The organism is Streptomyces sp. C1-1, from assembly GCF_050214755.1.
Lineage (GTDB): Bacteria > Actinomycetota > Actinomycetes > Streptomycetales > Streptomycetaceae > Streptomyces.
Genome location: NZ_CP189826.1, coordinates 7,260,355 through 7,279,448 on the forward strand (window position 1 = coordinate 7,260,355; position 19,094 = coordinate 7,279,448).

The 19,094-nt window shown below is 69.3% G+C and carries 17 protein-coding genes and 1 riboswitch; of the genes, 12 read left to right on the plus strand and 5 right to left on the minus strand.

Annotated elements, in window-relative coordinates:
- Position 1: 1 nt before the first annotated feature.
- A complete protein-coding gene (nadA, locus tag ACQF4J_RS32920) occupies positions 2–1,186 on the minus strand; it encodes a quinolinate synthase NadA (protein WP_351800056.1) in 1,185 nt (394 codons plus the stop codon).
- Between the two features lie 297 nt (positions 1,187–1,483).
- Here nadA and ACQF4J_RS32925 point away from each other — a divergent pair, with 297 nt between their 5' ends.
- The gene (locus ACQF4J_RS32925) at positions 1,484–1,840 is read left to right on the plus strand and encodes an iron-sulfur cluster assembly accessory protein (RefSeq protein ID WP_020137379.1); all 357 of its coding nucleotides are present in this window, start codon (positions 1,484–1,486) and stop codon (positions 1,838–1,840) included.
- A 113-nt stretch (positions 1,841–1,953) separates the two neighbouring features.
- Here ACQF4J_RS32925 and ACQF4J_RS32930 read toward each other — a convergent pair whose 3' ends face one another.
- Positions 1,954–3,726 carry a hypothetical protein gene (locus tag ACQF4J_RS32930; RefSeq protein ID WP_351800059.1) on the minus strand — a complete coding sequence of 591 codons (1,773 nt, stop codon included), beginning with the start codon at positions 3,724–3,726 and terminating at the stop codon, positions 1,954–1,956.
- Positions 3,727–3,908: 182 nt separating this feature from the next.
- Complete coding sequence (locus ACQF4J_RS32935) at positions 3,909–4,118, minus strand: hypothetical protein (protein ID WP_249840917.1); 210 nt, start codon at positions 4,116–4,118, stop codon at positions 3,909–3,911.
- A 203-nt stretch (positions 4,119–4,321) separates the two neighbouring features.
- On the opposite strand from ACQF4J_RS32935, the gene ACQF4J_RS32940 reads away from it, so the two are divergent.
- Positions 4,322–5,296, plus strand: coding sequence for a carbohydrate kinase family protein (locus tag ACQF4J_RS32940; RefSeq protein ID WP_351578087.1), 975 nt, complete (start codon positions 4,322–4,324; stop codon positions 5,294–5,296).
- Here the strand turns inward: ACQF4J_RS32940 and ACQF4J_RS32945 are convergent, their stop codons facing one another.
- Entirely contained in the window at positions 5,297–6,673 is a 1,377-nt protein-coding gene (locus tag ACQF4J_RS32945) for a cysteine desulfurase/sulfurtransferase TusA family protein (protein WP_427167489.1), read from the minus strand.
- Between the two features lie 266 nt (positions 6,674–6,939).
- On the opposite strand from ACQF4J_RS32945, the gene coxB reads away from it, so the two are divergent.
- The 4 genes from coxB (at position 6,940) to ACQF4J_RS32965 (ending at position 11,422) form a co-directional block, all read left to right on the plus strand.
- A complete protein-coding gene (gene coxB, locus ACQF4J_RS32950) occupies positions 6,940–7,902 on the plus strand; it encodes an aa3-type cytochrome oxidase subunit II (protein WP_351578093.1) in 963 nt (320 codons plus the stop codon).
- Positions 7,899–9,635, plus strand: a complete 1,737-nt coding sequence (gene ctaD, locus ACQF4J_RS32955) for a cytochrome c oxidase subunit I (RefSeq protein WP_427167490.1) — start codon at positions 7,899–7,901, stop codon at positions 9,633–9,635. The genes coxB and ctaD overlap by 4 nt, the downstream gene beginning before the upstream one ends.
- On the plus strand, positions 9,632–10,030 hold the full coding sequence (locus ACQF4J_RS32960; RefSeq protein ID WP_351562361.1) for a cytochrome c oxidase subunit 4: 399 nt from the start codon (positions 9,632–9,634) through the stop codon (positions 10,028–10,030). Before ctaD ends, ACQF4J_RS32960 begins: the two co-directional genes overlap by 4 nt.
- Positions 10,031–10,162: 132 nt before the next feature.
- Positions 10,163–11,422 carry a L,D-transpeptidase gene (locus ACQF4J_RS32965; RefSeq protein ID WP_351562358.1) on the plus strand — a complete coding sequence of 420 codons (1,260 nt, stop codon included), beginning with the start codon at positions 10,163–10,165 and terminating at the stop codon, positions 11,420–11,422.
- Positions 11,423–11,436: 14 nt separating this feature from the next.
- On the opposite strand, the gene ACQF4J_RS32970 is transcribed toward ACQF4J_RS32965, so the two are convergent.
- Entirely contained in the window at positions 11,437–11,841 is a 405-nt protein-coding gene (locus tag ACQF4J_RS32970) for a hypothetical protein (RefSeq protein WP_351562355.1), read from the minus strand.
- A 145-nt stretch (positions 11,842–11,986) separates the two neighbouring features.
- Between ACQF4J_RS32970 and ACQF4J_RS32975 the strand changes: the two genes are divergently transcribed.
- The 6 genes from ACQF4J_RS32975 (at position 11,987) to ACQF4J_RS33000 (ending at position 19,074) form a co-directional block, all read left to right on the plus strand.
- On the plus strand, positions 11,987–12,607 hold the full coding sequence (locus tag ACQF4J_RS32975; RefSeq protein ID WP_142151448.1) for an aa3-type cytochrome oxidase subunit III: 621 nt from the start codon (positions 11,987–11,989) through the stop codon (positions 12,605–12,607).
- 78 nt (positions 12,608–12,685) lie between these two features.
- Positions 12,686–13,495 (plus strand): cytochrome bc1 complex diheme cytochrome c subunit, encoded by an 810-nt coding sequence (locus ACQF4J_RS32980; RefSeq protein ID WP_351562353.1) that lies wholly within the window; start codon positions 12,686–12,688, stop codon positions 13,493–13,495.
- A complete protein-coding gene (locus ACQF4J_RS32985) occupies positions 13,492–14,547 on the plus strand; it encodes a cytochrome bc1 complex Rieske iron-sulfur subunit (RefSeq protein WP_351562350.1) in 1,056 nt (351 codons plus the stop codon). Before ACQF4J_RS32980 ends, ACQF4J_RS32985 begins: the two co-directional genes overlap by 4 nt.
- A complete protein-coding gene (locus ACQF4J_RS32990; RefSeq protein WP_351562347.1) occupies positions 14,544–16,178 on the plus strand; it encodes a cytochrome bc1 complex cytochrome b subunit in 1,635 nt (544 codons plus the stop codon). The genes ACQF4J_RS32985 and ACQF4J_RS32990 overlap by 4 nt, the downstream gene beginning before the upstream one ends.
- A gap of 139 nt (positions 16,179–16,317) precedes the next feature.
- The gene (gene trpD, locus ACQF4J_RS32995; protein WP_427167491.1) at positions 16,318–17,382 is read left to right on the plus strand and encodes an anthranilate phosphoribosyltransferase; all 1,065 of its coding nucleotides are present in this window, start codon (positions 16,318–16,320) and stop codon (positions 17,380–17,382) included.
- Between the two features lie 75 nt (positions 17,383–17,457).
- Positions 17,458–17,574: riboswitch (SAM riboswitch) on the plus strand.
- Positions 17,575–17,712: 138 nt separating this feature from the next.
- Entirely contained in the window at positions 17,713–19,074 is a 1,362-nt protein-coding gene (locus ACQF4J_RS33000; RefSeq protein ID WP_427167492.1) for an aminotransferase class V-fold PLP-dependent enzyme, read from the plus strand.
- Positions 19,075–19,094: the final 20 nt, after the last annotated feature.

Sequence of the window (19,094 nt, forward strand, 5' to 3'; positions counted from 1 at the left end):
CCTACGGCAGCGCCAGCATCCGCTCCAGCGCCAGCTTCGCGAACTTCTCGGTCTCCTTGTCGACCTCGATCCGGTTGACCAGGTTGCCCTCGGCCAGGGACTCCAGGGTCCAGACCAGGTGGGGCAGGTCGATGCGGTTCATGGTCGAGCAGAAGCAGACCGTCTTGTCGAGGAAGACGATCTCCTTGCCCTCGGGGGCGAAACGGTTCGCGAGGCGGCGGACCAGGTTCAGCTCGGTGCCGATGGCCCACTTCGAACCGGCCGGGGCGGCCTCCAGCGCCTTGATGATGTACTCGGTCGAGCCGACGTAGTCCGCGGCGGCGACGACCTCGTGCCGGCACTCGGGGTGCACCAGGACGTTCACGCCCGGGATGCGCTCGCGCACGTCGTTCACCGAGTCCAGCGAGAACCGGCCGTGCACCGAGCAGTGACCGCGCCACAGGATCATCTTCGCGGCGCGCAGCTCCTCGGCGGTCAGCCCGCCGTTCGGCTTGTGCGGGTTGTAGACGACGCAGTCGTCCAGGGACATGCCCATGTCCCGGACGGCGGTGTTGCGGCCCAGGTGCTGGTCGGGCAGGAACAGGACCTTCTCGCCCTGCTGGAACGCCCACTCCAGGGCCCGCTGGGCGTTGGAGGAGGTGCAGATCGTGCCGCCGTGCCTGCCGGTGAACGCCTTGATGTCCGCGGAGGAGTTCATGTACGACACCGGTACGACCTGCTCGGCGACGCCGGCCTCGGTCAGCACGTCCCAGCACTCGGCGACCTGCTCGGCGGTCGCCATGTCGGCCATCGAGCAGCCGGCCGCGAGGTCGGGCAGGACGACCTTCTGGTCGTCGGAGGTCAGGATGTCGGCCGACTCGGCCATGAAGTGCACACCGCAGAAGACGATGTACTCGGCCTCCGGGCGGGCGGCCGCGTCCCGGGCCAGCTTGAAGGAGTCGCCGGTGACGTCCGCGAACTGGATGACCTCGTCGCGCTGGTAGTGGTGGCCGAGCACGAAGACCTTGTCGCCGAGCTTCTCCTTGGCCGCGCGGGCACGCTCCACCAGGTCGGGGTCGGAGGGCGAGGGGAGGTCGCCGGGGCACTCGACACCCCGCTCGCTCTTCGGGTCGGCCTCGCGGCCGAGCAGCAGCAGGGCGAGCGGAGTCGGCTGTACGTCGAGCTCCGGGGTCTGGGCGGTGGTCACGACACGCACCCTTTCTGTTCTGCGGATGTTCTCTGCGGGAGTGCTTTTCGTCGAACTGACGCTATCTATCATAACCCGGTTCACGTCACTTTGACGATGGTCATAGCGTCGATGTGACATGAATCCTGGTGCCGCGGCGGCGGTGGCACTTCGGGTCGCTGTTCGCTTCCTCGCGGGTGTGCGAGCATGAAAGGACAGGGCGAACAACGAAGTAGTCGCTCGGCCCGGAATGAATCCGCGGCCCCGACGGTTACAACCGTCGGCAAGCAGTCTCCGTACAACCCGGGAGAGATGTAGATGTCCGTATCGGACGAGACCGGCACCGTCACCGACGGCATCATCCTGTCCGACGCCGCCGCGGCGAAGGTCAAGGCCCTGCTCGACCAGGAAGGCCGTGACGACCTGGCCCTGCGCGTCGCCGTTCAGCCCGGTGGCTGCTCCGGCCTGCGTTACCAGCTGTTCTTCGACGAGCGTTCCCTCGACGGCGACGTCGTCAAGGACTTCGGTGGCGTCAAGGTCGTCACCGACCGCATGAGCGCCCCGTACCTGGGCGGCGCGTCCATCGACTTCGTCGACACCATCGAGAAGCAGGGCTTCACGATCGACAACCCGAACGCGACGGGTTCCTGCGCCTGCGGCGACTCCTTCAGCTGAGCCGTCGCGCACGGCAGACGAACAAACACCGCGAAGGCGGCGGCCCCCTCCGACCGGGCCGCCGCCTTCGCGCGCTTCCGCGGCGTTCTCCGCTCCGCCGCGGCGCTTCCGCCCTACCGCACCCCGGCCGACGTCCGCGGCAGCCGCGCGCCGGGCTTCGCCTGCGGGATCTCCTGGCCGTCCGAGCCCACGACCTTCCGATCGCCCAGCGGCTCCTTCAGCTGCACCGTCCTCACCATCTCCTTGGCGATCATGATGCAGACCCTGTTCTTGTACGGCGTCTCGGTCACCGTCACGGTCACCTCGTCGGAACTCTCGCTCGCCGTCGCCGCGTAGTCGCCGCACACCCCGCCCGTGAAGGACACGGTCAGCGTCCTGCCGTCGGCGATGTAGCCCTCGACCTTCACGTCCCGGGTGGCCGGGGCGGAGGTCGAGGACGGGGTCGGCTCCGCTGAGGACGCGCCCGAGCCCAGGTACTTCGGGTCGATCGCCGGATACGTCACCGTGAAGGCGTCCGGCGCGCCCGCCGCCCGTACCTCGAACAGCCAGGACGGCACCAGCGCCGGCCGCCCGGACACGGTGTGCGAGGCCAGCCCGAAGACCGCCTTCTCGACGGTGACCGTGGTCTTCGCAGGCGTCGCCGTCGCCCCCGGGGTCCCCTGCCCGCAGGGCGCCTCCAGCCGGTCCTTCAGCGGTACGGGACTCGCGCAGCCGCCGATGCCCATGCGGTGGTCGGTGACGGGCGCCGAGTTCATCAGATCCAGCGTTTCGCGCGCCCCCAGCACGGGGTACGTGTCCCCCTTCACCGGCGCCTTCAACTGGCCGCTTCCGCCGACCACCTCGCCCTGCGCGCTCACCGTCAGCGCGGTGGTCCAGCCGTACGTGGGCAGTCCGCCGACCACCGGATCGGCGTTCACCATCCGCTGGGCGCCCATCACCCGGCTCGCGTCCACCTTCGCGTCGTCCTGACCCGCCGCCTTCAGCACCGGCGCCGCCGCCTTCTTCGCGGCCGCCTCGCTCACGGTGTCGACGGCCGGGTTGGCCGGGTCCTTGTGGCACACGGCGACATCGCGGCAGTCGTCGGTCCCGGCGGCGTACCGGTGGTAGGTCCACGTCCCGGGCGCCTGCTTGTCGACGACGAGACCGGGCCCGGACGGGTCCTTGCCGGGGCCGACCCGCCAGGCCTGCCCCTGCGCCACCGGCGCCCCGTCCAGCCCGAGCGCCTTCGCCAGCCGGGCGACCTCCTCCTCGGTGACCTCGCCGCCCGCCCGGTACACGGGCGCCGAGCCCGGTCCGCCGGGCAGAGTGCCGACGACCTTGTACGTCGCCCCGTACGGATTGGGCTCCCCGGGCGCGATCCCGTTCGAACCGCTGTCGCCGTAGCCGTCGAGGGCGAGCGGCGGGGGAGGGGTGCCGTCCCCGGAGGCCCCGGAGCCCGTACGGCCACCGGATCCGCCGGAGGCCGACGCGGCGAGGTAGGCCCCGCCACCGCCGACGAGCAGCACGGCGGCGGCGACGGACGCGACGAGCGCGGGGGAGCGGCGACGGGACGGACGCGGATGCTCGGCACCGGGATCGGGGGTGGCGTCCGGCACCGCGTCGTCCCCACCGTCGGCCGCGCCGCCTTCGCCTGCCGCGTCGGCAGCGCTGCCCTCATCGGCCCCCTCGGCCGTACCGTTCCCGGCAGCCGAGTCGGCAGCGCTGCCCTCATCGGCCGCGGAGGCCTCGCTCTCCTCGGCGGCCTCCTCTTTCTCAGCCGCCTCGGTGCCGCCGTCCGCCGGTTCCGCCGCCTCCGTGCCCTCAGAAGCGGCGTCCGGAGTCCCAGTGCCCTGCTCCGCCACGGCGCCCTGCTCCTCGGCGTCCTTGTCGGGTCGCTCCGTAGTCACCGCATCGCTCCTTCACGTGCTGTCCCAAAACCCTGACCCGGCCCTGTCAAAACGGCCGGAGAAGGGTCGTATCGCGCATCCCCTCGAAGGGGGACGGCGATGGGACGCGCCGGGGGAGCGCACGGTTCCCTCGCACGCGCCGATCCGGACCACCGCGCCGGTATCCGGACCACCGCACCGGCTCAGTCGCCGTAGTCGGACATCGCCTCCAGCAGCCTGGCCGAGGTGGAGGGCACCGTGACACCGTGGATGCGGGACGGGGAGACCGGAAGCGGAAGGACCCGGTCGGGAGCGGCCCAGTGCGGGACCATCCGGGCGCAGTCGCCCCACAGCGACGCCATGTCGCCTTCGAGGTCGACCGGGGCCGGTGCGTGGACCTTGAGGTTCGTCATACCGGAACCGTAAGCACCGATCCGCCCGTCGAGAAAGATCTACTATCGGGTAGTTCTGGCCACTTCGCAGCCTCGTCCCGGCCTGCTGGAGAGCTCCGCTACGACCCGGTAGCGTGAAGCGTCAACCCGCCTCCGACTCCCGCCACCGCACTTCCAACCAGCGCTATCGCGCACCCCCTTTAATTCACAGGAGAGTCAACGCCGTGCGCATCGCAGTCACCGGCTCCATCGCCACCGACCACCTCATGACCTTCCCCGGCCGCTTCGCCGACCAGTTCGTCGCGGACCAGCTGCACACGGTCTCGCTCTCCTTCCTGGTCGACAACCTGGACGTACGCCGGGGCGGCGTCGGCGCGAACATCGCCTTCGGGATGGGGCAGCTCGGCACGACCCCGATCCTGGTCGGCGCCGCCGGCTTCGACTTCGACGAGTACCGGGCCTGGCTGGACCGGCACGGCGTCGACACCGACTCGGTCCGTATCTCCGAGACCCTGCACACCGCGCGCTTCGTGTGCACCACCGACGCCGACCACAACCAGATCGGCTCCTTCTACACCGGCGCGATGAGCGAGGCCCGCCAGATCGAGCTGAAGACCGTCGCGGACCGCGTGGGCGGCCTCGACCTCGTCCTGATCGGCGCCGACGACCCCGAGGCGATGCTCCGGCACACCGAGGAGTGCCGCTCCCGGTCCATCCCCTTCGCCGCCGACTTCTCCCAGCAGATCGCCCGGATGAACGGCGACGAGATCCGGATACTGCTGGAGGGCGCCACGTACCTCTTCTCCAACGAGTACGAGAAGGGGCTCATCGAGACCAAGACGGGCTGGTCCGACGCCGAGATCCTGGCCAAGGTCGGCCACCGCGTCACCACCCTCGGCGCGCGCGGCGTCCGCATCGAGCGGATCGGCGAGGACCCGATCGAGGTCGGCTGCCCGGACGAGGAGCGCAAGGCCGACCCCACGGGCGTCGGCGACGCCTTCCGCGCCGGCTTCCTCTCCGGCCTCGCCTGGGGCGTCTCCCTGGAGCGCGCCGCCCAGGTCGGCTGCATGCTCGCCACCCTCGTCATCGAGACGGTCGGCACCCAGGAGTACCAGCTGCGCCGCGCCCACTTCATGGACCGCTTCACCAAGGCCTACGGCGACGACGCCGCCACCGAGGTCCGCAAGCACCTGGCCTGACTAGGACACCCGGCGGACCACGTAAGCGGCACCGCGGTCCGCCGGCTCCTCGCCCACGTACTCCTGCCCGCGCATCTCGCACCACGCCGGGATGTCCAGCCTGGCCGCCTCGTCGTCCGCCAGGACCCGTACGGTTCCGCCGACCGGGACCTCGCCCATGACCTTGGCCAGCTCGATGACGGGCAGGGGGCACAGCTTGCCCAGGGCGTCCACGACCAGGGCATCCCGGTGCCGCACGGTCGTGGGGGTCGGCGCCCCCAGCTTCTCCCGCACCGCCGCCACCGCGCCCGGCAGCACCTCGAGGAACCGCTCCACGTCCTCCGCCGCCGCCTCCGGCGGCAGGGAAACCCGCACATTCCCCTCACTCAGCACGCCCATCGCCTTCAGCACATGGCTGGGCGTCAGCGTGCTGCTCGTGCAGGACGATCCGGACGAGACGGAGAAACCCTGCCGGTCCAGCTCGTGCAGCAATGTCTCCCCGTCGACATAGAGACAGGAGAAGGTGACGATCCCCGGCAGGCGCCGTACGGCATCGCCCACCACCTCCACGTCCGGCACCAGTTCGGGCACCCGCACCCGGATCCGCTCCGTCAGCTCCCGCAGTCGTACCGCCTCCTGTGCGGCCTCGTCCCGTACCGCCCGCAGCGAGGCGGCCGCCGCCACGATCGCCGGAAGGTTCTCGAACCCGGCGGCCCGCCCGGACTCCCGCTCGTCGGCGGGCCCTTGGACGGCGAAACGCACACCTTTCCGGACGGCCAGCAGTCCGACTCCGGCCGGCCCACCCCATTTGTGGGCGCTCGCGGTCAGCAGCGACCAGTCACCCTCGACGGGCCCCCACCCCAGCGACTGCGCCGCGTCCACCAGCAGCGGCACCCCAGCCGCCCGGCACGCCTCGGCCACCTCCGCCACCGGCTGCACGGTCCCCACCTCGTGGTTGGCCGACTGCAGACACGCCAGCGCGGTGTCCTGCCGGAGCGCGGCGGCGTAGGCCACCGGATCCACGGCCCCCGCCCGGTCCACCGCCATGTGGGTGACGGTTCCGCCGCCGGCCTCATGCGTGTCGGCGGCATGGAGCACCGAGGAATGTTCGACGGCGGACACGATCAGGTGATGCCCGACCCGCCGCCGCCCCGCCAACACGCCCGCGACACCGGTGTGTACGGCCGCCGTGCCGGAGGAGGTGAAGACCAGCTCGTCGGCCCGGCATCCCACGGCCTCGGCGGCGGCCTCCCGCGCGGCGTCCAGCAGCAGCCGCGCCCGGCGCCCCTCCCGGTAGAGCCGGGAGGGATCGGCCCACCCCTCGTCCAACGAGGCCAACAACGCCTGACGAGCAACGGGATGGAGCGGAGCACTGGAGGCGGCATCGAAGTAGGGCACCCGCCAACGCTAACTCCCAGGGGCCGCGAGGCTGTGCCATCAGCGGCTCCGCCGCGGGCCCGACCAGCCACAACCGGCCCGCAGCCGCCAAACCAGCGAACCCCCACCCCACTAGGCACCCCTCCCCGCGAACCCTCGGAGAGCGTCGGCTAGGGTTTGGTCCGCATAAACATCCAAACCCCTGCCCGACGCAGGGCGGCGACCGACCACCGAAGAAGGCAGGCCGCAGCCAATACGCGCGGGCGAGACTCTCGGGAAGGCGCTACGTGAGTCCCAACGGCTCCGACCGCTCGCCGCGGCGCCCGATGCGGCGGAAGCTGCTGCAGGCAATGACCGCGGGCCTGGTCCTGGCGACCGCCACCGGTTGCACATACAAGGACTTCCCCCGCCTTGGTATGCCCACCCCGACCACGGAAGAGGCTCCGCGGATCCTCTCCCTGTGGCAGGGCTCCTGGGCTGCCGCGCTCGCCGTCGGCGTGCTGGTGTGGGGTCTGATCATCTGGAGCGCGATCTTCCACCGGCGCAGCCGGACCAAGGTCGAGGTTCCCCCGCAGACCCGGTACAACATGCCGATCGAGGCGCTGTACACGGTCGTCCCGCTCATCATCGTCTCGGTGCTCTTCTACTTCACGGCCCGTGACGAGTCGAAGCTCCTGAGCCTCACGGACAAGAAGCCCGACGTGACGGTCAACGTCGTCGGCTACCAGTGGAGCTGGGGCTTCAACTACATCACGCCGGTTCCCGGCGTGGCCGGCGACGCGAAGACCGACAAGAACCTCGCGGCGATCCCGGACCGGTTCAAGAACGAGTTCCCGGCGAACGCGGGCGGTGTCTACGACACCGGTACCCCCGGCACCCGGAACCCGCAGACCGGCAACCCGGGTCCGACCCTGTGGCTGCCCAAGGGCAAGACGGTCCGCTTCGTCCTCACCTCGCGTGACGTCATCCACTCCTTCTGGGTGGTGCCGTTCCTGATGAAGATGGACGTCATCCCCGGCCACACCAACTCCTTCCAGGTGACCCCCAACAAGGAGGGCACCTTCCTGGGCAAGTGCGCCGAGCTGTGCGGCGTCGACCACTCCCGGATGCTGTTCAACGTGAAGGTCGTCTCCCCGGACCGCTACGAGCAGCACCTCAAGGACCTCGCCAAGAAGGGGCAGACCGGTTACGTTCCCGCCGGCATCGCGCAGACGAGCCACGAGAAGAACCGGGAGACGAACAACCTGTGAGCATCCTCAACGAACCCCAGGGTGCCGCGGCAGCAGGGTCCCACTACGCGGACGAGCTGCCGGTCCGGCGCCAGAACCGCGGCGGTGTCGTGATCAAGTGGCTGACGACCACTGACCACAAGACGATCGGCACGCTGTACCTGGTCACGTCGTTCGCGTTCTTCCTGATCGGTGGTGTGATGGCGCTGCTGATGCGCGCCGAGCTCGCCCGCCCCGGTCTGCAGATCATGACGAACGAGCAGTTCAACCAGGCGTTCACGATGCACGGCACGATCATGCTGCTGATGTTCGCGACGCCGCTGTTCGCCGGTTTCACGAACTGGATCATGCCGCTGCAGATCGGCGCCCCGGACGTGGCCTTCCCCCGGCTGAACATGTTCGCCTACTGGCTGTACCTGTTCGGCTCGACCATCGCGGTGGGCGGCTTCCTGACCCCGCAGGGCGCGGCCGACTTCGGCTGGTTCGCCTACTCCCCGCTGTCGGACGCGGTCCGCTCGCCGGGCGTCGGCGCCGACATGTGGATCATGGGTCTGGCCTTCTCCGGCTTCGGCACCATCCTCGGCGCGGTCAACTTCATCACCACGATCATCTGCATGCGCGCGCCCGGCATGACGATGTTCCGCATGCCGATCTTCGTGTGGAACGTGCTGCTGACCGCGGTGCTGGTCCTGCTCGCCTTCCCCGTCCTGGCCGCCGCGCTGTTCGCGCTGGAGGCGGATCGGAAATTCGGGGCACACGTCTTCGACTCGGCCAACGGCGGAGCCCTGTTGTGGCAGCACCTCTTCTGGTTCTTCGGCCATCCAGAGGTGTACATCATCGCGCTGCCGTTCTTCGGCATCATCTCCGAGGTCATCCCGGTCTTCTCCCGCAAGCCGATGTTCGGCTACATGGGCCTGATCGGCGCGACCATCGCGATCGCGGGTCTGTCCGTGACGGTGTGGGCCCACCACATGTACGTCACCGGCGGTGTGCTGCTGCCGTTCTTCTCCTTCATGACGTTCCTCATCGCGGTCCCGACCGGTGTGAAGTTCTTCAACTGGATCGGCACCATGTGGAAGGGGTCCTTGAGTTTCGAGACACCGATGCTCTGGGCGACCGGCTTCCTGATCACCTTCACCTTCGGCGGCCTGACCGGCGTCATCCTGGCCTCGCCGCCGATGGACTTCCACGTGTCCGACTCGTACTTCGTGGTGGCGCACTTCCACTACGTCGTCTTCGGCACCGTCGTCTTCGCGATGTTCTCCGGCTTCCACTTCTGGTGGCCGAAGATGACCGGCAAGATGCTCGACGAGCGCCTCGGCAAGATCACGTTCTGGACGCTGTTCATCGGCTTCCACACCACGTTCCTGGTGCAGCACTGGCTGGGCGCCGAGGGTATGCCGCGCCGGTACGCCGACTACCTGGCGGCCGACGGCTTCACCGCCCTGAACACGGTGTCGACGATCGGCTCGTTCCTGCTCGGCATGTCGATCCTGCCGTTCCTCTACAACGTGTGGAAGACCGCCAAGTACGGCAAGCCGGTCGGCGTCGACGACCCGTGGGGCTACGGCCGTTCGCTGGAGTGGGCGACGTCCTGCCCGCCCCCGCGGCACAACTTCCTCACCCTGCCGCGGATCCGCAGCGAATCCCCGGCGTTCGACCTGCACCACCCGGAGATCGCCGCTCTCGACCAGCTCGAGAACGCACCTCGCGGTGAGAAGGCTCTGGCTGGTGGCAAGGAGGCCGGCAAGTGAAGATCCAGGGCAAGATGTTCATGTGGCTGAGCGTCTTCCTGCTCGTCATGGCGGTCGTCTATGGCGTGTGGTCGAAGGAGCCGGCCGGCACCACGGCCCTTTTCCTGGCCTTCGGTCTGAGCATCATGGTCGGCTTCTACCTGGGCTTCACCGCCCGGCGGGTCGACGTGGGCGCGCAGGACAACAGGGATGCCGACGTCGCGGACGACGCCGGCGAGGTCGGGTTCTTCAGCCCGCACAGCTGGCAGCCGCTGGCCCTCGGCGTGGGCGGCGCGCTGGCCTTCCTGTCGGTCGCGATCGGCTGGTGGCTGCTGTACTTCTCGGCGCCGGTCATCCTGATCGGCCTGTACGGCTGGGTCTTCGAGTACTACCGCGGTGAGAACCGCACCCAGTAGCACGCGAGGAACGCGTCGGGAGCCCGGACACTCCGTCAGGAGCGTCCGGGCTCCCTCGTTTGCAGCAACACCGTTCCCCCATACGCGTCACCCGGCGCGCCGTGCCCGACCCCGCTCCCTAGCGTCGGGGTCATGAACACATCTCCGCGCACCCGCACCGTCGTCAGCTGCACGATGCTGGTGATCGCCCTCGGCGCGGGCGTCACCGCTTGCGGCAGCGGCGGCAACCCGCTGACCTCGAAGCCGTACGACGCGTCGGACGAGATCTCCTTCAACGGGCCCTCCGGCGACCGGAAGAAGGCCGACCCGGACAAGCCCCTGGAGGTCACCACCGACGGCGACGGCCGCATCACCGACGTGACCGCCGTGGACGCCACAGGGCGCTACGTGACAGGCGAACTCTCTGCCGACGGCAGCCGGTGGCACAGCACCTCCCCGCTGGCCGCCAACGCCCACTACACGCTCCGCGTGAGCACCGAGGACGGCGACGGGGCACCCGGCCGCAAGGTCCTCGCCTTCGACACCAGTCAGCCGACCACCAAGAAGCGGCTGACGGTCGCCTTCGGCCCGGACTCGGGCACGTACGGCGTGGGCCAGCCGATCACCGCCAAGCTGGACAAGCCGGTCGCGGACAAGGCGCAGCGGGCCGTCGTCGAACGGGCCCTCAGGGTCGACTCCGTGCCCGCCGTGCAGGGCGCCTGGCACTGGGTGGACGACAAGGAGCTCCACTACCGCCCCAAGGACTACTGGCCCGCCCACGCCACCGTCTCGGTCCGCAGCGACCTCGACGGCGTCAAGATCGGCGACCGGCTGTGGGGCGGCAAGTCCAAGCCCCTGAAGCTCACCATCGGCGACCGCGTCATCGCCGTCACGGACGCCGCGTCGCACTCCCTGACGTTCTACAAGAACGACGAGGAGGTCAGGCAGATCCCGGTCACCACCGGCAAGCCGGGCTTCGACACCCGCAACGGCGTCAAGGTCGTGCTGGAGAAGCAACAGTACGTACGCATGCGCGGTACCACGGTGGGCATCGCCGAGGGCTCGGCGGACTCGTACGACCTGCCCGTCTACTACGCCACCCGGGTCACCTGGAGCGGCGAGTACGTCCACGCCGCCCCCTGGTCGGTGGGCTCCCAGGGGAACGCGAACGTCTCCCACGGCTGCACCGGCATGAGCACGGACAACGCCGAGTGGTTCTTCGACCACGTCCGCCAGGGCGACGTCGTCAAGGTCGTCAACTCCGAGGGCCACACGATGGAGCCCTTCGGCAACGGCTTCGGCGACTGGAACCTGGCCTGGAAGTCCTGGCGCAACGGCAGCGCGCTGGTCGCCGGGACACCGGACGGGCCGAGCCCGGCGGAGCGGGCCCGGCTGCGGCCGGAGAACGTCTGAGGAGGACCGGCTTCCTACGCGCTCTGACGAAGGTTCCTGCCGCGCATCAGGGAGGCCAGTGAGGACGCGAACTCCACGGGATCCACGGGCAGCGTCACCGCCGCGTCCGCGCGGCTCCACGTGGCCAGCCAGGCGTCCTGCGGCCGGCCGATCAGCAGCAGCACCGGCGGGCAGTCGAAGACCTCGTCCTTGATCTGCCGGCACAGGCCCATGCCGCCCATCGGCACGGCCTCGCCGTCCAGGACGCAGACGTCGATCCCGCCCTTGTCCAGCTCCTTGACGACGGCGGCCGGAGTCGCGCACTCCACGAACTCCACCACCGGGACGTCCGGCGCGGGCCTGCGCCCGGTCGCCAGCCGAACCTGCTCGCGAGTGTTGGAGTCGTCGCTGTAGACCAGCACCGTGGCGGTCGGCTGCATTGTTCCTCCGAGACGTCTGCGTCGTACGGAAAGGCCCGTTGCGGCGGATGTTACTCCGTTCAACACCACGTCAACACCGGTATGGACAGGAGCAACACTCCGAACGGCACCCCCCGGAGTGAGGGCGGGATAAGCGACCGACATAATGTCGGTCGTGGCGACAGCAACGACAGTAGAAACCGGGCACGCGCACCCGTCGGTCAACCGGCCGAACCTCACCAGCGTCGGAACCATCATCTGGCTGAGTTCCGAGCTGATGTTCTTCGCGGCCCTCTTCGCGATGTACTTCACCCTTCGATCGGTGACCGGTCCGGATCACTGGAAGGAGATGGCGAGCCATCTCAACCTTCCGTTCTCCGCGACGAACACCACGATCCTGGTGCTCTCCTCACTCACCTGCCAGCTCGGCGTCTTCGCCGCCGAGCGCGGGGACGTGAAGAAGCTCCGGGGCTGGTTCATCATCACCTTCGTCATGGGTGCGATCTTCATCGGCGGTCAGATCTACGAGTACACGGAGCTGGTGAAGAAGGACGGGCTCTCCCTGTCCTCCGACCCGTACGGCTCGGTGTTCTACCTGACCACCGGCTTCCACGGCATGCACGTGACAGGCGGCCTCATCGCCTTCCTGTTCGTCCTCGGCCGCACCTACGCGGCCAAGAGGTTCACCCACGAGCAGGCGACCGCGGCCATCGTCGTGTCCTACTACTGGCACTTCGTCGATGTCGTGTGGATCGGCCTCTTCGCCACGATCTACCTGATCAAGTAGCCGGGCCCGTCCCGCGTGCGCCCGCGCGGCGCACATCCAAAAGCATCGACGCAGAAGATCCTGACACCGGGGTAATCCGTGAAAAAGCTCTCCGCACGACGACGCCATCCGATGGCGGCGCTCGTCGTCCTACTCCTCGCGCTGGCATGCACCGGGGGGCTGTACGCCGTGTTCGCACCCGCGAGCAAGGCGCAGGCCGATGACACCGCCCAGTCCCTTGCCATCGACGAGGGCAAGAAGCTCTACGCCGTGGGCTGCGCAACCTGCCACGGAACCGGCGGTCAGGGCACCACCGACGGTCCGAGCCTGGTGGGTGTGGGCGCCGCGGCCGTCGACTTCCAGGTCGGCACCGGCCGTATGCCGGCCCAGCAGCCGGGTGCGCAGGTCCCGAAGAAGAAGGTCATCTACACGCAGGCCGAGATCGACCAGCTCGCCGCGTACATCTCCTCCCTGGGCGCCGGCCCGTCCGTCCCCACGAAGGCGCAGTACGGCCCCGACGGTGCCGACATCGCCAAGGGCGGCGAGCTGTTCCGCACCAACTGCGCGCAGTGCCACAACTTCACCGGCAAGGGCGGTGCGCTCACGCACGGCAAGTTCGCGCCGAACCTCGACGGTGTCGCGCCGAAGCACATCTACGAGGCCATGCAGACCGGCCCGCAGAACATGCCGTCGTTCCCCGACACCACGCTGTCGGAGCAGAACAAGAAGGACATCATCGCGTACCTGAACGCGGTCAACGGAGACGACACCGAGAGCCCCGGCGGCCTTGAGCTGGGCGGACTCGGCCCGGTCTCCGAAGGCCTGTTCGCCTGGATCTTCGGACTCGGCGCGCTGATCGCGGTCGCCGTCTGGGTCGCCGCTCGGACCGCAAAGGCCAAGAAGTCATGAGTAGCCAAGACATTCCAGAAGAGAACCTGCCCGCTGAGCAGGATGCGCACGGCGCCGTAGGCATCGCGGACGAGAAGGACCCGTTCGCCGACCCCGGCCTGCCGCCCCACGAGCACCGGATCCAGGACATCGACGAGCGGGCCGCCAGGCGGTCCGAGCGCACGGTGGCCATGCTGTTCACGGTGTCGATGCTGGCCACGATCGGCTTCATCGCCTCCTACGTGGCGATCCCGCACGACAAGGCCATCTACGTCTTCCCGATCGGCCACATCAACGCGCTGAACTTCGCGCTCGGCCTGACCCTCGGTCTGGCCCTGTTCGCGATCGGCGCGGGCGCGGTCCACTGGGCCCGCACCCTGATGTCCGACGTGGAGGTCGCGGACGAGCGGCACCCGATCGAGGCCTCGCCCGAGGTCAAGGCCAAGGTCATGGCCGACTTCAGGCAGGGCGCCAAGGAGTCCGCGCTCGGCCGCCGCAAGCTGATCCGCAACACGATGTTCGGCGCGCTGGCCCTGTTCCCGCTCTCCGGCGTCATGCTGCTGCGCGACCTCGGTCCGCTGCCGGGCACCAAGCTCCGCCACACGCTCTGGTCCAAGGGCAAGCTTCTCGTCAACATGAACACCAACGAGCCGCTGCGTCCCTCCGACGTCGCCGTCGGCTCGCTCACCTTCGCCAAGCCCGAGGGCCTGGAGGAGAAGGACGAGGACTTCCAGACCGAGATCGCCAAGGCGGCCCTGATGATCGTCCGGCTGCAGCCGGAGAACATCAAGGACAAGCAGGAGCTCGACTGGTCCTACCAGGGCATCGTCGCGTACTCGAAGATCTGCACCCACGTCGGTTGCCCGATCTCCCTGTACGAGCAGCAGACGCACCACGTGCTGTGCCCCTGCCACCAGTCCACCTTCGACCTCTCCGACGGTGCCCGGGTGATCTTCGGCCCCGCCGGTCACGCCCTGCCGCAGCTGCGCATCGGCGTGAACAGTGACGGTTACCTCGAAGCGCTCGGCGACTTCGAGGAGCCCGTCGGTCCTGCCTTCTGGGAGCGCGGATGAGCACCAACCAAAACACCGAGGCCCGGCGCGGCAAATCGCCGGCCGGCGAGCGCGTCGCCGACTGGGCCGACGGCCGACTGGGGATCTACTCCCTGGCCAAGACCAACATGCGCAAGATCTTCCCCGACCACTGGTCGTTCATGTTGGGCGAAGTGTGCATGTACAGCTTCATCATCCTCATCCTCACGGGTGTGTACCTGACGCTGTTCTTCCACCCGTCGATGAACGAGGTGGTGTACCACGGCAGCTACATCCCGCTGCAGGGCCAGATGATGTCCGAGGCGTTCAACTCGACCCTGCACATCTCCTTCGACGTGCGCGGTGGTCTGCTGATCCGGCAGATCCACCACTGGGCCGCGCTGATCTTCCTCGCGGGCATGTTCGTGCACATGATGCGCGTGTTCTTCACCGGCGCGTTCCGCAAGCCGCGTGAGGTCAACTGGCTGTTCGGCTTCCTGCTGCTGGTCCTGGGCATGTTCACCGGCTTCACCGGTTACTCGCTCCCGGACGACCTGCTCTCCGGCACCGGTGTCCGCTTCATGGAGGGCGCGATCCTGTCCGTGCCGGTCGTCGGCACGTACCTGTCGATGTTCCTCTTCGGCGGCGAGTTCCCGGGCGGCGACTTCGTGGCCCGGTTCTACTCGGTCCACATCCTGCTGCTGCCGGGCCTGATGCTGGGCCTGATGGTGGGCCACCTGATCCTGGTCTTCTACCACAAGCACACGCAGTTCGCGGGCCCCGGAAAGACGAACAACAACGTCGTCGGCATGCCGCTGCTGCCGGTGTACATGGCGAAGGCCGGCGGTTTCTTCTTCCTGGTCTTCGGCGTCATCACCGCCATCGCGGCGATCGCCTCGATCAACCCGATCTGGGCCATGGGCCCCTACCGTCCGGACCAGGTGTCCACCGGCGCCCAGCCCGACTGGTACATGGGCTTCTCCGAGGGCCTGATCCGTACGATGCCGGGCTGGGAGATCAACCTCTGGGGCCACACCCTCGTCCTGGGCGTGTTCATCCCGCTGGTGGTCTTCCCGCTGGTCCTGGTCGCGATCGCGGTCTACCCGTTCATCGAGTCCTGGGTCACCGGCGACAAGCGCGAGCACCACATCCTGGACCGTCCGCGCAACGCCCCGACGCGTACCGCGTTCGGTGCCGCGTGGATCTCCTGGTACTTCGTGCTGATGGTCGGTGGCGGCAACGACCTGTGGGCCACGCACTTCCACCTGTCGATCAACGCGATCACCTGGTTCGTGCGCGTCGGCTTCTTCGTGGTGCCGGTGCTCACCTTCGTCGCCACCAAGCGGATCTGCCTCGGCCTGCAGCGCCGGGACAGGGACAAGGTGCTGCACGGCCGCGAGTCCGGCATCATCAAGCGCCTGCCGCACGGTGAGTTCATCGAGGTGCACGAGCCGCTCAGCCAGGAGGCGCTGCACACCCTCACGGCGCACGACCAGTACAAGCCGGTCGAACTCGGCCCGACGGTCGACGCCAACGGCGTCGAGCGCAAGGTGAAGGGCTCCCAGAAGCTGCGCGCCAAGCTCAGCGAGGCGTACTTCGGCGAGGAGTCCCAGATCCCGAAGCCGACCGTCGAGGAGTACAAGGAGATCACGAGCGGCCACGGCCACCACTGATCGCTGCGCTCGCCACGCGCACACCAAGGGCCCCCGTCCGATCTTCGGACGGGGGCCCTTCCCCGTGCCCCGACCTGGATAGGGTGGGCACACACTGCGTTACGTCCACGACACGTCTACGACCATCAGGAGCGGCCCCATGAGCGCTGTGACCCCCGCTGGAGGCGACACCGCGGCGGGCCGCTCCTGGCCCCTGCTGCTGAACGGCCTGCTGAACGGCAAGGACCTGTCCACCGACGACACCGCCTGGGCGATGGACCTCATGATGCGCGGCGAGGCGACCGACGCGCAGATCGCAGGCTTCGTGGTGGCGATGCGGGCCAAGGGCGAGACGGTCGAGGAGATCAACGGCCTGGTCCGCACGATGTACGAGCACGCGAACGTCATCGAGGTGCCGGGCCCGACCGTCGACATCGTCGGCACGGGCGGCGACGGCGCGAAGACGGTGAACATCTCCACGATGTCGTCGATCGTCGTCGCGGGCACCGGGGCGCGGGTGGTCAAGCACGGCAACCGGGCCGCGTCCTCGGCGTCCGGGGCGTCCGACGTCCTGGAGAAGCTGGGCGTCAACCTGGAGCTGCCCGTGAAGCGGGTTCCCGAGGTGGCCCAGGAGGCCGGGATCACCTTCTGCTTCGCCATCAAGTTCCATCCGGCGCTGCGTCATGTGGGCGCCGCCCGGGGCCAGTTGGGCATCCGCACGGTGTTCAACGCGCTGGGCCCGCTGACCAACCCGGCGAAGGTGCGGGCGCAGGCGGTGGGCGTGGCCGATCCGCGCATGGCGCCGATCGTGGCCGGCGTCTTCGCCGAGCGCGGCAACTCCTCCCTGGTCTTCCGCGGCGACGACGGCCTCGACGAGCTGACGACGACGGCCACGTCGCGCGTCTGGATCGTCCGGGACGGCAAGGTCGCCGAGGAGTCCTTCGACCCCCGTGACGTCGGCATCGACCTGGTGCCGGTCGAGGCGCTGCGGGGCGGGGACCCGTCGTACAACGCGGAAGTCGCACGGCGGCTCCTGGACGGCGAGAGGGGCCCCGTGCGGGACGCCGTCCTGCTGAACTCGGCGGCCGCCCTGGTGGCCCTCGAGCCGACGGGGGCGTCCCTCGCCGACCAGTTGCGGGCCGGCATGGCGAAGGCCGCCGAGTCCGTCGACTCCGGCGCGGCCAAGCGCGTGCTGGAGCGCTGGGTGGCCGCCAGCAACGCGTAGCGGCAGTCGAGCGCGGTCCCGTCATCCGGACACGGGTTGCGGGACCGCGATCACTTCACGTACGTTCCTGTACCAGGTCATGAGTGACAGTCATGAGGCCCCGGCCGACTGTCCGGCAACCCTCCGTCCGTGGCGGGGTGCCCCGGGTGAAGACCAGGCCGTAGGCAGCGAGGTCTACGGCAAGCGCGGATCCCTCACGAACCGGGGATCCTGGTCGTCGAGGAGTCTTCCGTGAGCAAGCGAATGCGATAGGGCCGCAGAGCCCCGCCTCCGCGCACCCCTTTTCTCTTTCCGGCCCGCACGCGCGTGCCCTTTCACGGGAGTTCCCCCATGTCTGTCTCCACCGCTGCCTCCGCCCAGACCGTTTGCGCCCCTCTGTCCGTTCTGGGCAGGGATGTCACCGTCCCGCTCGTCACCGGTGGCGAGGTGACCTACGCGGCGCTCGACTACGCGGCCAGCGCGCCCGCCCTGCAGCGCGTCTGGGACGACGTCGCGGCCTACGCCCCGTACTACGGCAGTGTCCACCGCGGTGCCGGCTACCTCTCCCAGCTGTCCACCGACCTCTTCGAGAACGCCCGCGGGACGGTCGCCGAGTTCCTCGACTGCCGCGCCGACGACCAGCTGGTCTTCACCCGCTCGACGACGGACTCCCTCAACCTCCTCGCCCGCGCCCTGCCCGCCGACTGCCGGGTCTTCGTCTTCGAGACCGAGCACCACGCGAGCCTGCTGCCCTGGCAGGACGCCCACGTCAGCTACCTCGACGCCCCGCGCACCCCGCGGCAGGCGGTCGAGACCCTGGAGCGCGCCCTCGCCGAGCGGGACCCCCACGGCCCGGCCCTGGTCTGCGTCACCGGCGCCTCGAACGTCACCGGCGAGCTGTGGCCGGTGCGCGAGCTGGCCGCGGCGGCGCACGCGCACGGCGCCCGCATCGTCCTGGACGCCGCCCAGCTCGCCCCGCACCACCCCGTCTCCGTCCGTGACCTGGACGTCGACTGGATCGCCTTCTCCGGCCACAAGCTGTACGCCCCGTTCGGGGCCGGAGTCCTGGCCGGTCGCGCCGACTGGCTGCGCGAGGCCGACCCCTACCTCGCGGGCGGCGGCGCCAGCCGCAAGGTAACCCGGCGCGAGGACGGGGGAGTGGACGTGGAGTGGCACGAGAGCGCGGCCCGTCACGAGGCCGGCTCCCCGAACGTCATCGGCGCCTACGCCGTCGCGTCGGCCTGCAAGGCCCTCACGGAGGCCGGCTTCGACACCCTGGTGGCCCGCGAGCGGTACCTGATCGGCAAGGTTCGGGCGGGGCTGGCGGAGGTCCCGCAGGTGAAGGTGCTGTCCCTCTTCGGCGATGACGCCGACCGGGTCGGCGTCATCTCCTTCGTCGTCGAGGGCTGGAACAGCTCCCACTTCGCCGCGGCCCTCTCCGCCGAGTACGGCATCGGCGTCCGCGACGGCCTCTTCTGCGCCCACCCGCTGGTCCGCACCCTGCTCGGCTCCGACCCGCAGACCCAGGGCGAGTGCGGCGCCCCCGAGGCCGCGCCGGGCGAGAAGTCCCTGAACGCGATCCGGGTGAGCTTCGGCGCGGGCACTCCGGACGAGCACGTCGAGCGCTTCGTCGGCGCCGTGAAGGAACTGGTGAGCGCCGGCGCGAAGTGGACCTACCGCACGGAGGACGGCCGCTGCGTGCCGGCGGTCTGACCGGACGGTGTCAGGAGGCG

Coding starts and splice junctions, on each gene's coding strand:
- trpD (WP_427167491.1), top strand. CDS start 16,318: ATGAGCGCTGTGACCCCCGCTGGAGGCGACACCGCGGCGGGCCGCTCC.
- ACQF4J_RS32975 (WP_142151448.1), top strand. CDS start 11,987: ATGTCGGTCGTGGCGACAGCAACGACAGTAGAAACCGGGCACGCGCAC.
- ACQF4J_RS33000 (WP_427167492.1), top strand. CDS start 17,713: ATGTCTGTCTCCACCGCTGCCTCCGCCCAGACCGTTTGCGCCCCTCTG.
- ACQF4J_RS32965 (WP_351562358.1), top strand. CDS start 10,163: ATGAACACATCTCCGCGCACCCGCACCGTCGTCAGCTGCACGATGCTG.
- ACQF4J_RS32970 (WP_351562355.1), bottom strand. CDS start 11,841: ATGCAGCCGACCGCCACGGTGCTGGTCTACAGCGACGACTCCAACACT.
- ACQF4J_RS32925 (WP_020137379.1), top strand. CDS start 1,484: ATGTCCGTATCGGACGAGACCGGCACCGTCACCGACGGCATCATCCTG.
- ACQF4J_RS32935 (WP_249840917.1), bottom strand. CDS start 4,118: ATGACGAACCTCAAGGTCCACGCACCGGCCCCGGTCGACCTCGAAGGC.
- ACQF4J_RS32985 (WP_351562350.1), top strand. CDS start 13,492: ATGAGTAGCCAAGACATTCCAGAAGAGAACCTGCCCGCTGAGCAGGAT.
- ACQF4J_RS32990 (WP_351562347.1), top strand. CDS start 14,544: ATGAGCACCAACCAAAACACCGAGGCCCGGCGCGGCAAATCGCCGGCC.